Annotated in this window: 8 protein-coding genes; 4 read left to right on the top strand and 4 right to left on the bottom strand. The window is 64.2% G+C overall.

Annotated elements, in window-relative coordinates; all coding sequences use genetic code 11:
* Positions 1 to 12: 12 nt before the first annotated feature.
* The 3 genes from rfbA to OG976_RS06230 are packed head-to-tail and all read left to right on the top strand — an operon-like array spanning position 13 to position 3,342.
* Entirely contained in the window at positions 13 to 882 is an 870-nt protein-coding gene (gene rfbA, locus OG976_RS06240) for a glucose-1-phosphate thymidylyltransferase RfbA (RefSeq protein ID WP_328359334.1), read from the top strand.
* Positions 882 to 1,880, top strand: a complete 999-nt coding sequence (rfbB, locus tag OG976_RS06235; protein WP_328359331.1) for a dTDP-glucose 4,6-dehydratase — start codon at positions 882 to 884, stop codon at positions 1,878 to 1,880. The genes rfbA and rfbB overlap by 1 nt, the downstream gene beginning before the upstream one ends.
* Before the next feature lie 16 nt (positions 1,881 to 1,896).
* Positions 1,897 to 3,342 carry a bifunctional dTDP-4-dehydrorhamnose 3,5-epimerase family protein/NAD(P)-dependent oxidoreductase gene (locus OG976_RS06230; RefSeq protein ID WP_328359328.1) on the top strand — a complete coding sequence of 482 codons (1,446 nt, stop codon included), beginning with the start codon at positions 1,897 to 1,899 and terminating at the stop codon, positions 3,340 to 3,342.
* On the opposite strand, the gene OG976_RS06225 is transcribed toward OG976_RS06230, so the two are convergent.
* From OG976_RS06225 to OG976_RS06215, 3 genes are read right to left on the bottom strand one after another with little or no spacing between them, the layout of a single operon-like run.
* On the bottom strand, positions 3,335 to 6,250 hold the full coding sequence (locus OG976_RS06225) for an MMPL/RND family transporter (protein ID WP_328359325.1): 2,916 nt from the start codon (positions 6,248 to 6,250) through the stop codon (positions 3,335 to 3,337). The two genes, OG976_RS06230 and OG976_RS06225, sit on opposite strands and share 8 nt — an antisense overlap.
* A gap of 30 nt (positions 6,251 to 6,280) precedes the next feature.
* Positions 6,281 to 9,160, bottom strand: a complete 2,880-nt coding sequence (locus OG976_RS06220; protein ID WP_328359322.1) for an MMPL/RND family transporter — start codon at positions 9,158 to 9,160, stop codon at positions 6,281 to 6,283.
* Positions 9,157 to 9,579, bottom strand: coding sequence for an MmpS family transport accessory protein (locus tag OG976_RS06215; protein WP_328363227.1), 423 nt, complete (start codon positions 9,577 to 9,579; stop codon positions 9,157 to 9,159). Before OG976_RS06215 ends, OG976_RS06220 begins: the two co-directional genes overlap by 4 nt.
* Positions 9,580 to 10,249: 670 nt before the next feature.
* Here OG976_RS06215 and OG976_RS06210 point away from each other — a divergent pair.
* Positions 10,250 to 11,785: an MFS transporter gene (locus OG976_RS06210; RefSeq protein WP_328363225.1), complete on the top strand. Its 1,536-nt coding sequence runs from the start codon at positions 10,250 to 10,252 to the stop codon at positions 11,783 to 11,785.
* A 10-nt stretch (positions 11,786 to 11,795) separates the two neighbouring features.
* Here OG976_RS06210 and OG976_RS06205 read toward each other — a convergent pair whose 3' ends face one another.
* On the bottom strand, positions 11,796 to 13,115 hold the full coding sequence (locus OG976_RS06205) for a hypothetical protein (RefSeq protein WP_328359319.1): 1,320 nt from the start codon (positions 13,113 to 13,115) through the stop codon (positions 11,796 to 11,798).
* Positions 13,116 to 13,344: the final 229 nt, after the last annotated feature.

The following is a 13,344-nucleotide window of genomic DNA, read 5'->3' as shown; positions in this document are numbered from 1 at the left end:
TACCATGACGCCATGAGGGGAATCATCCTGGCGGGAGGCTCGGGAACGCGCCTGCATCCGATCACGCAGGGTGTCTCCAAACAGCTGATCCCCGTCTACGACAAACCGATGGTGTACTACCCGCTGTCGACGCTGATGCTGGCCGGTATCCGCGACATCCTGGTGATCACCACGCCGCACGACGCCGAGTCCTTCGAGCGGTTGCTCGGCGACGGATCGCGGTTCGGGGTGTCGATTACGTTCGCCCAACAGCCGTCGCCGGATGGGCTGGCTCAAGCCTTCACCATCGGCTCGGACTTCATCGGCTCCGACAAGGTCGCCCTGGTGCTGGGCGACAACCTGTTGTACGGGCCGGGTTTGGGCACCCAGCTGAAGTCCTTCGAGGCCGTCGACGGGGGAGCGATCTTCGCCTACTGGGTGGCCGAGCCGTCCGCGTACGGTGTGGTGGAATTCGACGCCGCCGGCATGGTGGTGTCGCTGGAGGAGAAGCCCAAGGTCCCCAAGAGCAACTACGCGGTGCCCGGGTTGTACTTCTACGACAACGACGTCGTGGAGATCGCCCGCGACCTCAAGCCCAGCGACCGCGGCGAGTACGAGATCACCGACGTCAACCGCGCCTACCTCGAGCAGAACCGGCTGCGGGTGCAGGTGTTGCCCCGGGGCACCGCCTGGCTGGACACCGGAACCTTCGACCAGATGACCGATGCCGCCGACTTCGTGCGCACGATGGAACGACGCACGGGTCTGAAGATCGGGGTGCCCGAGGAAATCGCTTGGCGGCAGGGCTTTCTCGGTGACGACGAGTTGCGTGAGCGGGCCGAGACGCTGGTGAAGTCGGGCTACGGCGCCTATCTGCTGGGGCTCCTGGAAAGGGGCTTGTAGTGGCTCGGCTGCTGGTCACCGGTGGCGCCGGTTTCATCGGATCCAACTTCGTGCACCACGTCGTCAATCACACCGACCACCACGTGACGGTGCTCGACAAGCTCACCTATGCCGGCAACCTCGCGTCGCTGGCGGACATGCCGCCCAGCCGGATGACCTTCGTCCACGGTGATGTCGCCGATCCCGAACTCGTCGACGACCTGGTGGCCTCGACCGACGCGGTGGTGCACTATGCCGCCGAATCGCACAACGACAACTCGCTGTCTGATCCGCAGCCGTTTCTGCAGACCAATTTGATCGGGACGTTCACGCTGCTGGAGGCGGTCCGCAAATACGGCGTGCGGTTCCACCACATCTCCACCGACGAGGTGTACGGCGACCTGGAGCTCGACGACCCGGCCAGGTTCACCGAAGCCAGCCCCTACAACCCGTCCTCGCCGTACTCCTCGACCAAAGCCGGCAGCGACATGCTGGTGCGGGCATGGATCCGGTCCTATCGGGTGGCCGCGACGATCTCGAACTGTTCCAACAACTACGGGCCCTACCAGCACGTGGAGAAGTTCATCCCGCGCCAGATCACCAACATCCTGCTGGGCATCCGGCCCAAGCTGTACGGCGAGGGCCGCAATGTCCGGGACTGGATTCACGCCGACGACCACTCGTCGGCGGTGCTGAAGATCCTGGAGGACGGCCGGATCGGGGAGACCTACCTGATCGGCGCCAACGGCGAACGGGACAACAAGACCGTCGTGGAGTTGATCCTGACCATGATGGGCCGCGACGCTGACGCCTACGACAACGTCCCGGACCGCAGTGGCCACGATTTGCGCTACGCCATCGACTCGACCAAGCTGCGCACCGAACTCGGATGGTTGCCGCGCTACTGCGACTTCGAGCACGGGCTGTCGGCGACAATCGAGTGGTACCGCGACCACGAAGACTGGTGGGCGCCCGCCAAGGACGCCACCGAAGCGTTCTACGCCCGGCTCGGGCAGTAAGTAAGGAGCGCACGCTATGACGGAGTACGGCAAGACGCTGCGCGCGACTGCCACGCCCATCCCGGGCCTGACGATCTGGGAGTTGCCGGTTCACGGCGACAACCGCGGCTGGTTCAAGGAGAACTGGCAGCGCGAGAAGATGATCGCCGCCGGGATGACTGATTTCGGGCCGGTCCAGCAGAACATCTCCTTCAACGACGCGGCGGGCACCACACGCGGTGTGCACGCCGAACCGTGGGACAAGTACATCTCGGTGGGCTCCGGCCGGATCTTCGGGGCGTGGGTGGACCTGCGTGAGGGCCCGACGTTCGGGACGGTGTTCAGCGCCGAACTCGACCCGTCGCGGGCGGTGTTTGTGCCTCGGGGAGTGGGCAATTCGTTCCAGACACTGGAGCCGAACACCGTCTACAGCTATCTGGTCAACGACCACTACTCCGCCGGCGTCGCCTACCCGTCGCTGCATCCCGGCGACCCGGCCCTCGGCATCGAGTGGCCGATTCCGCTTGACCGTGCCGAACTGTCGGCCAAGGACCTCGCTCAGGGGCCGTTGTCGGATGTGACGCCCATTCCGCGCCGCAAGGTTCTGGTGCTCGGCGCCGGCGGCCAGCTCGGCCAGGCGCTGCGGGTGGCCTACGCCGGCGCACCGTATGTCGAGTTCGCCGAGCGCGCCGACATCGACCTGGCATCGGGGTCGCTGGAGACCGCACGGCCGTGGCGCGAGTACGACACGATCATCAACGCCGCGGCCTACACCGCGGTCGATACCGCCGAGACCCCGCAGGGGCGCGCTGCGGCGTGGGCCACCAACGTCACCGGTGTGGCCGAGCTGGCCAGAGTCGCCACCGCGCACCGCATCACGGTGGTGCACGTGTCCAGTGACTATGTGTTCGACGGCACCTCGACGCGGCCCTATCGCGAGGACGATGCGGTCGCACCGCTGGGCGTATACGGGCAGACGAAGGCCGCCGGTGATCAGATCGTGGCCACCGTGCCGCGGCACTACACTCTGCGCACCTCCTGGGTGATCGGCGAGGGCCGAAATTTCGTGCGCACCATGCTGTCGCTGGCCGAGCGTGGCGTCGACCCGTCGGTGGTCAACGACCAGTTCGGGCGCCTGACGTTCGCCTCCGAAATCGCCAGGGCGATACGGCATCTCACGGACACTGGTGCGCCGTACGGAACCTACAACGTCAGTGGTTCGGGAGCGGTCGGCTCATGGGCCGACGTGGCGCGGCGTACCTTCGCGCTGGCAGGGCATGATCCCGAGCGGGTCACCGGGGTGAGCACCGCGGCGTACTTCGCCAAGGCGGCGGTGGGCCCGGTGGCGCCGCGGCCGCCGAGCAGTGCGCTGGACCTGTCGAAGATCGAGTCCACCGGCTTCGTGCCGGCCGACGCCGATGAGACACTGGCGGGTTACGTATCGGCGGAGAGCCGCCAGACCAACGGGACCGCCGTCAGGTAACCGGCCGGGGGAGTTCGGCGGTCACCGGCTCTTCGGAGCGGACTTCGTCTCGCTCCAGCAGTTCGCGAACCGTCAGGCGGGTGCCGTAGGGCCGCAGCATCTGGCTGGCCGGGCGCGGCCGGACGACCTGCGGCCACCAGAACCACCGTCCCAGGAGCGCCGCGATGGACGGGGTCATGAACGAGCGCACCACCAGGGTGTCGAACAGCAGGCCGATGGCGATGGTGGTGCCGACCTGGCCGATGATCTGCAGATCGCTGACCACCATGGCGGCCATCGTGAAGGCGAACACCAGGCCCGCGTTGGTAACGACCTTGCCGGTGCTGCCCATGGCGCGGATGATGCCGGTGTTGATACCGGCGGCGATCTCCTCTTTCATCCGGGCGACCAGAAGCAGGTTGTAGTCCGAACCCACTGCGAGAAGGACGATTACGGACATCGGCAGCACCATCCAGTGCAGCTTGATGCCGAAGATGTACTGCCAGATGAGCACCGACAGGCCGAACGACGAGCCCAGCGACAGGGCCACCGTCCCCACGATCACGAGTGCGGCGATCAGGCTTCGGGTGATGACCAGCATGATGATGAAGATCAGGCACAGGGCGCCGACGCCGGCGATCAGCAGGTCGTAGTTCGACCCTTCGCGGAAGTCCTTGAATGTCGAGGCGGTGCCGGCCAGGTAGATCTTCGCGCCGGACAGGGGCGTGGTCTTGAGCGCTTCCTCGGCTGCGGTACGAATCTTGTCGGTACGTGCGATGCCTTCGGGCGTGGCCGGATCTCCCTTGTGGGAGATGATGAATCGCGCCGATTTCCCGTCCGGTGACAGGAACGAACTCATCGCCTTCTTGAAGTCCGCGTTGTCGAACACTTCCGGTGGCAGCCAGAAGGTGTCGTCGTCCTTGGCCGCGTCGTAGGCCTGCCCCATGGCATTGGCGTCGTTGTTCGTTTCGTCCATCACGTCGAGGCTGCCGGACATGGTGGCGTGCATGGTCTTCGACATGTCCCGCATCTGTTCCAGGATCGCGATCTGCCGGGGCATCTCCGCGAGCAGCTGCTGCTGTAGTTCATCCATCGTGTTGAGGGTCGGCAGGAGTTCCTGCAACTTCTCGGTCGCAGTGTTGATCCCGTCGAGTGCGTCGAAGATGCTCCGTATCGAGAAGCACATCGGGATGTTGTAGCAGTGCGGTTCCCAGTACAGGTAGTTACGGATCGGCCTGAAGAAGTCGTCGAAAATCGAGACGGCATCGCGCAACTGCGCGACGACCTCGGCCATCTGTGTGGTCAGCTCGATCGTTTTGTGTGTAGTGACCGTGATCTGCTTCTGAAAGTCGTACATGCGCCTCAGAACAGTGATCTGCCTATCCATCAGGCCGGCCATTTTGCCCATCTGGTCGACCTGATCGCGCATGAACTTCATGCTCTGCTGCTGCGAAGCACTCTGCAGGCTGATCAGAAAGGGGATCGACGTGTGTTCGATCGGTGTGCCTTCGGGCCGGGTGATGCCCTGCACCCGGGAAATGCCGGGAACACGGAAGATCGCCTTGGCGAGTTTGTGCAGCACCAGGAAGTCGGCGGGGTTGCGCATGTCCCGATCGGACTCGATCATCAGGATCTCGGGCAGCATGCGAGCCTGGGTGAAATGCCGTTGTGCTGCCGCATATCCCACGTTGGCGGGGACGTCGTCGGGGATGTAGAGGCGGTCGTTGTAGCTCGTCTGATAGCCGGGCAGCGCGATCAGGCCCAGCGACGCGACCGCCAGCGTCGCGACCAGGATGGGTGCCGGCCAGCGGACGATGGCCGTACCAACCCGCCGCCAGCGGCGGACCCCGATCTTGCGGGTCGGGTCGAACAGGCCCACGCGCCCACCCGCGGCCAGCACCGCGGGCACCAGCGTGATGGCGACCGCGACGGCGACAACCATGCCGATCGCGCAGGGAACTCCGATGGTCTGGAAGATCGGCAACCGGGTGACGCTGAGGCACAGCATCGCGCCCGCGATCGTCAAACCGGAGCCCATCACCACGGGCGCGACCCCACGGAACGTGCTGTAGTAGGCGGTTTCGACGTCCTCGCCGGCCTGGCGGGCCTCCTGATACCGCCCGAAGAAGAAGATGCCGTAGTCGGTCCCGGCGGCCATCGCAAGGGCGACAAGAAGATTGACCGCGAACGTGGAGAGGGAAAACACGCTGTGGTCGGCGAGGAAGGCGACGACGGCGCGGGCTGCGAACAGCTCGGTGCCCACGGTGATCAACAGGGCGATGACGGTGATTATCGAGCGGTAGACCAGCAGCAGCACCGCGAAGATGATCACGGCACCGATCAGGGTCATCTTCAGGATCGATCTGTCGCCGGCATGCTGCATATCGCTGGACAGTGCGGCTGGGCCGGTGACGTAGGCCTGGACACCCGGTGGTGCAGGGGTCTTGTCGACGATATGGCGCGCGGCGGCGATGGAATCCTGGCCGAGGGTCGTGCCTTGATTACCAGCCAGATTCAGCTGCACATAGACGGCTTTGCCGTCCGCGCTTTGCACGCCCGCCGCGGTGAGCCGGTCACTCCACAGATCCTGGATGTGCTCGACATGCTTGGGATCTTCTTTGAGCTGGCGGACCAGATCGTTGTAGTAGGCGTGCGCGTCTTCGCCGAGCGGCTGCTGGCCCTCGATGATCAGCATCGCGAAACTGTCCGACTTCGATTCTTTGAAGTCGGCGCCGATGCGCTGCATGGCTTGCACGGCGGGGGCGTCCTGCGGAGCCAGCGGCACCGAATGCTGACGACCGACCGTCTCCAACCAGGGGCCCCAGAAGGTCGCGACGACCGTCAATGACACCCAGACCAGGATGATCGGTATCGCGAGCAGGCGAATGGTCCGCGCCACGGCAGGGGGCCGCGAGCGTCCCGTGCTCATGCGGCCTCCAGCAGACTGCACATCCGTCATCTACTGCTGCTGGCCCGTCAGCAACGCGCGCACCAGCGGGCGTGGTCCTGTCGATCGGAGCATCGAACTGGCGGGCCGCGGGCGCACTTGTTGGGGCCACCAGAACCAACGCCCCAAGAGCGCGGCGATGGACGGTGTCATGAAGGCGCGCACCACCAGGGTGTCGAACAGCAGGCCGAGGCCGATGGTCGTGCCGACCTGGCCGATGCTGGTCAAGTCGCTGACGAGCATGGACATCATCGTGAAGGCGAACACCAGGCCCGCATTCGTCACGACCTTGCCGGTACCGCCCATGGCCCGGATGATTCCGGTGTTGATACCGGCGCCGATTTCCTCTTTCATGCGCGCGACCAACAACAGGTTGTAGTCGGATCCCACCGCCAACAGGATGATCACCGACATCACCAGCACTGCCCAGTGAATTTGGACGCCGAGCAGGTATTGCCACACGAACACGGAGAGCCCGAAAGACGCACCCAGCGAGATCAATACGGTGCCGACGATCACCAGGGCGGCAATCAGGCTTCGCGTCATCATCAACATGACTATGAAGATCAGGCAGATCGCAGCGACGACCGCGATCATCAGGTCGTATTCCGAGCCTTCGACGATATCTTTGGTCCCCGCCGCGGTGCCGGTGAGGAATATCTGAGCGCCCTCCAGTGGGGTGCCCTTGAGGGCCTCCTCGGCCGCGCTCTTGATCGCATCCACTTGGGCCATGCCCGCGGGTGTCGAGGGGTCGCCTTTCTGCGAAATCAGCATTTGAGATGAGGCGCCGTCGGGCGACATGAAGATGTCCATCACCCGCTTGAAGTCTTTGTTCTTGAAGACGTCGGGCGGGAGGTAGAACGAATCGTCGTTCTGGGCGCTATCGAAGGCCTTGCCCATCGCGGTTGAATTATTGGTGCCATCGTCCATCTGGCCGAAGACACCGGACATGGTGCTGTGCATCGTCAGCAGCATGGTCCGCATGCTCTTCATGATCGTGAGCATCTCGGGGAACTGCGCGACAAGCTGCGGCATCAGCGCATCAAGTTTGTCGAGTTCGTTGACCATTTCACCGAGCTTGTCGGTGAGTGCGCTGACGCCGTCGAGGGTGTCGAAAATAGATCTGATCGAATAGCACAGCGGGATGTCGTAGCAGTGCGGTTCCCAGTAGAAGTAATTGCGAATGGGCCGCCAGAAATCTTCGAAATCCGAGATGTGATCGCGCAATTCGTTGGTGATTTCCTGCATTTCATGCGTCTTGATCACCATGTTGTGCGTTGTGGCGACCAACTGCTGCATGATCGCGAACATGCGCTCCATGATGGTGATGGTGTCGCCCAGCATGTCGGCCTGCTTGAGTAGGTCGTCCATGCGGATTTTCTGAAATTGCATGAATTGCTGCTGGCCGGCCTGTTGCATGCTGAGCAGGTAGGGAATCGTCGTGTGGGCGATCGGGGTTCCCTGAGGCCTGGTCACCGACTGCACCTTGGAGATACCCGGTACGGCGAGAACCGCCTTGGCCAGCTTGTTGAGGATCAGGAAATCGGCGGGATTGCGCAGATCGTGATCGGACTGCACCATCAGGATCTCAGGGGACTTCATGGCCGACGGTGGGAAGTGTCGCTGCGCGGCCTCCAGCCCGAGAGTGGCGGGGATGTTCCTCGGCAGATAGTTCTGATCGTTGTAGCTCGGTTTGAAGCCGGGCAAGGTCAGTAAGCCGACGAGGGCGACGGCCAATGACGCGACCAGGATCGGTCCCGGCCAACGGACGATCGCGGTTCCGACACGTCGCCAGCCACGGACCTTGAGTATCCGCTTGGGGTCGAAAAGGCCGAACCGTCCGCCGGCGGCAAGCAGGGCAGGGAACAGTGTCGTGGCGACCGCGACGGCGACCACGATGCCGACCGCACATGGCACACCCAAGACCTTGAAGAACGGCAGCCGGGCCAAGCTCAGGCAGAGCACCGCTCCGGCGATCGTCAATCCCGAGGCCAGCACCACCTTGGCGACGCTGTGGTACGCCGTGTAGTACGCAGCTTCCCGATCCTCACCGGCCTGGCGCGCCTCCTGATAGCGGCCGACGAAGAAGATTCCGTAGTCGGTTCCGGCCGCGATCACCAGTGATACCAACAGGTTCACGGCGAACGTGGTCAGACCGATGACTCCGATATGGCCGAGGAAGGCGACGATCCCGCGGGCCACTTGCAACTCGATGCCGACGACGAACAGCAGCAGAAACACGGTGAGGATCGAGCGATAGACGAAGAGCAAAGTGATGCAGATGACCCCGACGCTGACCGCGGTAACGAGGAGCACCGTGCTGTCGCCGCTTTTGGCCATATCGGCGACGATTGCGGCCGGGCCGGTGACGTAGGCCTTGATGCCGGGAGGCGCAGGAGTCTGCGCGACGATGCGCTGGATGGCCGCGATCGAATCGTTGGCCTGGGCCTCGCCTGGGTTACCGGCCACGGATATCTGGGCGTACGCCGCCTTCCCATCCGAGCTTTCCGCCGCGGCCCTGGTGAGTTCATCTCCCCAGAAGTTCTGGATGCGCTTCACGTGCGCCGAATCGTCTTCCATCTGACGAATCAGGCGGTCGTAATAGTCGTGGGCTTCCTGGCCGAGGGGCTGTTGCCCCTCCAAGACGAGGAACGCCATGCTGCCCTGATCGGTCTGCTTGAAAGCCTCTGCGATCCGTTTCTGGGCGATGAAGGCGGGCGCGTCGTCGGGATTCAGCGACACCGAATGTTCGGCCGAAACCTGCTCGAGGGTGGGCACTGTCAGGCCCAAGACGAAGACCAGCCCGATCCACGCCAGGATGACGGGTACGGCGAAGCGGTGGAGCGTCCGAGCCACAAACGGCTGGCGGTTCTGCAGCTGGTGGTTGCTCATGCGGCCTTCAGCATGCAAGACACGAAGGAACTCACCTCATGATTGGTGACCTTCTCGGCCTTGACCTCGTCGCCGACCGTGATGCGGCAACCGATGCTGTCACTGTCACCTTGGGCGGCGACACTTCCGATTCCTGCCGCGCCGACCATGGGGAAGGAGAACGTCCATGGCAGGCTCACTCCCTGGATGAACTGTGGGTCGCCGTTCTCGTTGAAGTAGCTGATCTGTGCCACCGTTCCGGGCGGACCCCAGATCTCGTACTTGAGATACTTGGGGTTGATCGGCTTGGCCGCGTCGGTCCTGGTGTCGCCGTACGTGACTTCCTTCTGCGAGCCGAAGATGCCGTGCAGCCGTGACACCGTGAACCCGCCGGCGCCGACCACGGCGAGCACCACGAGCGGAATCCACAACCGCCGCAACACTGCAAACAGACGCGACCCCGAGCCTCTGCGATTTCGGGGCCGGGTGTTCGGTGCGGCTTGCTCAGCGGCCGGCTGGCGGGGGCGTCGGCCAAATTTGCGTGTGGGGCTAGCCACTTTGCTGGCATCCTCGGGGTCCGTACCGGTGAAATCGGAGTGGGGTGGCTCCACGTCGGGCAATCCGCCTTCGACCACCGCGTCCACCGTTCCACCTTTCCGCCGGTTTCCGACACCGATGCCGTGCCAGCCGGGTCCAACGTGCGACAACTCGTTGTGTTGCGAAGCACCACGCTACCGCGACCGTGGTGACCGTCACACGTGAGTGGTGCTTCAGGTCACCGCCGACCAGCACCGCTGTGAAGAACCCGACCCAATCGTTACGAGAGTTAACCATGCCGATGCCGCCATGTGAACTGTTTCACAGGCTAACCGAATGTGACCAATGGCTGTCCCGGAGCTTGTCTGGGAGCCGGCTGTCAATCGGCATTGAACATCGGCAGCGCTGGGGGACCACCTTTTGCTACGAGTAGCCCACCACGGCGAGTTTCCTCACCAAACGACGACTGAGCGGCGCCCCCCTGCTGCTAGCGTGCTCGCTACGGCGGACTCCCTATGTTGGGCGCCGCCATCTTCCTGAGTAGACGACACAACGCGCGGAATGAGCGACCCGATGCCGGCCGAGCCCGCCACGCTGCCTGAAGCAGGACGGCGTATCCCACCGTGGATGCGTTCCCGACGCTTCATCGGCGCGGTTTCCGCGATCGGCGGCGTCCAACTGATGGCCACAATGGACGGCCCGGTGGTCGTTTTCGCACTGCCGAGAATTCAGAACGAACTGGGCCTGTCGGACGCCGGACGAAGCTGGGTGATCACCGCCTACATGCTGACCTTCGGCGGCCTCATCCTGCTGGGTGGCCGCCTCGGCGACACCATCGGCCGCAGGCGGACCTTCATCGGCGGGGTCGCACTGTTCACCGCCGCCTCGGTGCTCTGCGGTATCGCCTGGGATGGCGGCTCCCTGGTCGTCGCCCGCCTGCTGCACGGCGCGGCAGCCGCGATCGTCGCCCCCACGTGTATGGCGCTGGTGGCCACGACGTTTCCCAAGGGGCCGAGCCGCAATGCCGCTGCCGCGGTGTTCGGTGCGATGGCCAGTCTCGGCGCGGTCCTCGGACTGGTAGTCGGCGGCATGCTGACCGGAGTGTCGTGGCGATTGGCGTTCCTGGTCAACGTGCCGATCGGCCTGCTGGTCATCTACCTGGGGCGCACCATGCTGCAGGAAACCGAGAAAGAACGGATGAAGCTCGACGCCGCCGGGGCGGCGTTGGCCACTGTGGTCTGCACCGCCACCGTGTTCGGCTTGTCGATGGGGCCCGAGAAGGGATGGTTGTCGGTCTGGGTGCTCGGCTCCGCCGCGCTGGCCCTCGTCGGCTTCCTGGTGTTCGCGATGGTCGAGCGGACGGCGCCCAACCCGGTTGTCCCATTGAGCCTGTTTCTCGACCGCAGTCGCGTGGCCACCTTCGCGTCGATGTTTCTGGTTCGGGGTGTCGGTTTCACCTTGACGGTCGTCATCGCGCTCTACGTGCAGAACATCATGGGTTACACCCCGCTGGCTGCTGGCATCAGCTTCATCCCGTTCACCATCGCCATGGCGGTGGGAACCGCGGCGGCGTCGCGGGCGGTGATGCGCTTCTCGCCGCGGGTGGTCGTCATCGCCGGCGCCGTCCTGCTGCTGGGTGCCATCCTCTACGGCTCAACGATCAACCGGGATCTGTCTTACTTCCCCAATCTGTTGGTACCCATGACGGTTGGGGCCATCGGTCTGGGCTTGATCAACGTTCCGCTCGGGTTGTCATTGATCGCCAGCGTCGGCTCCGACCGGATCGGGCCTGCCTCGGCCGTGTCGGTGATGTTGCAGAGCCTCGGCGGTCCGCTGGTGCTGGTTGCCGTCCAGGTGATGATCACGACGCGCAATATGCGCCTGGGTGGTACGAACGGGCCCACGACGGCGATGAATGACGCGCAGCTGGATGCACTTGACCACGGCTATACCTATGGCCTCATGTGGCTTGGTGCCGTTGTCGTCCTGATGATCGGGGTCGCACTCCTGATCGGCTATACCGCGCAGGAAGTGGCCCACGCTCAGAAGACCCAGAAGGACCAGAACGAATCAGACTCCGATGACCGCCAGGAGTTCGGCGCGCGGTAGTGCTGATCGGTCAGTCGAGCTGGCCCGTCAGGCCGAAGTCAACCAAGGCTTGTTCCACGACGACCCGCAGTTCGTCTTTGGTGGTGACCGACCCCGGATGGTAGCCGCGGACATGCAGGCCGACCTTGTTCATCTCGACAGAAGTCCCGAAGTAGAGGTTCAGCTGACTGCCGATCCGTTCGAGCCACCGCTGCGTCATGTGTTGGCTCGTCCCGCGCGCGAAGGCCGAGTCACTTGGCTGGCCGTCTGCACGGATCACGGCGGGTCCGGTGTCGCCCAGGTTGGAGCACACGGCTGGTTGATCGGGATCGTTGAGTGCGTACTCGATGAGCTGAGTCCAGGCCCGCTTCGGGGTGAAGGGAGTGAGCGCGACAAAGTCGATTGAGTCGTCGCGAGTTTCCTTCAGAGCCTTCAGCCCACGCTTCACGGCGGTTCGGGCGCCGGTGAGATCCGTCGTCAGATCGGTCGGGTCGATATCGAGGCGCGCAAACGACACCGCGACCGCTCGCACATCGCCCAGGGTGCGGTCGTTGACGAGCAGCAGCATCTTGATGTCGTCGGTATCGCCGTGTCGGCGCCCCATCAGCTGGTCGATTCTCGCGGTGAGGGCGACGGCGAGCGTGCTGCTCGTGCCACCGAGAGCCTCCGCACGGGAGTTCCACTCATCCATGTTCATCCGAATCCACATGGACGGCACCGTCACGGGCGTATCCAGACCGGCGTCGCGGGCCGGCACGGTGACCGGCTGCTCTCGCGCCTTGTCCGTCTGTCGCCGCTGGGCTTCCTTGGCCGCCGCGACCAGTGCCCGCGTGGCTGCGGGGATACTCCGCACCGTGTCGGCGGTGTCCTGGACCAGTGCGCGCGTCCATGACCGTGATCGTGGAGGTGGGTAGCCCTGGCCGCTGGTGTCGCCCATGGCCGCCAGTGCAACACCGACGACAGCGCCGATGCCGTCCACGACATAGTGCGAGATCACCAGGGTGGCGGCGGCCGTGCCGTCGGTGAAGGACACGACGGATAGTCGCCAGCCGGGTCCGCTTTCCGGATCGATCGGCAGTTGCGAACGCTCGTCGAGCCAGTCGGCCAATTCGCCTCGGGGTCGGGGGGTGTCGGCGATGTCCAGTTCAGTCGGTTGCTTGTCCCACACCCAGCGGTACCGCCCGAATGGCAGCGGGGAGCGTTCGATGCGCCGCCCCAATAGGCCGTAGGCGAGGTCGTGGTGAAAGCGCTTGAGCGCAACCATATCGACGGGGCGTTCGTATATCCACGCGACCTGCATGACCTCGTTCTGGCCGGCGGCGCGATGGCCGGCATAGAACGCCTGGTCCATCAATACGAGTCTATTGTCCACTGGTGCTTCGTCTTTCGAAGCGCCATCGTTGAGCGCCTTACGCTCGCGGCGTAGCCGTCCTGCCACTAACAAGCCTCCGATGAGACAGGGTTCGTCCGTGCCGCAGTGTGGCGCGCAGTCCGGTGTCAGACGGCGCAACGTCGCGCGGAACGGTCTGGACCCTTTCGGGCTCGAACCGATTCACCACGAGAGAGTAGCCGACCCGCAT

Origin of the sequence: Mycobacterium sp. NBC_00419, from assembly GCF_036023875.1 — a bacterium.
Classification (GTDB): Bacteria; Actinomycetota; Actinomycetes; order Mycobacteriales; family Mycobacteriaceae; genus Mycobacterium.
Note: the sequence above shows the minus strand (reverse complement) of the source record. Positions and strands in the feature narration are given on the sequence as shown.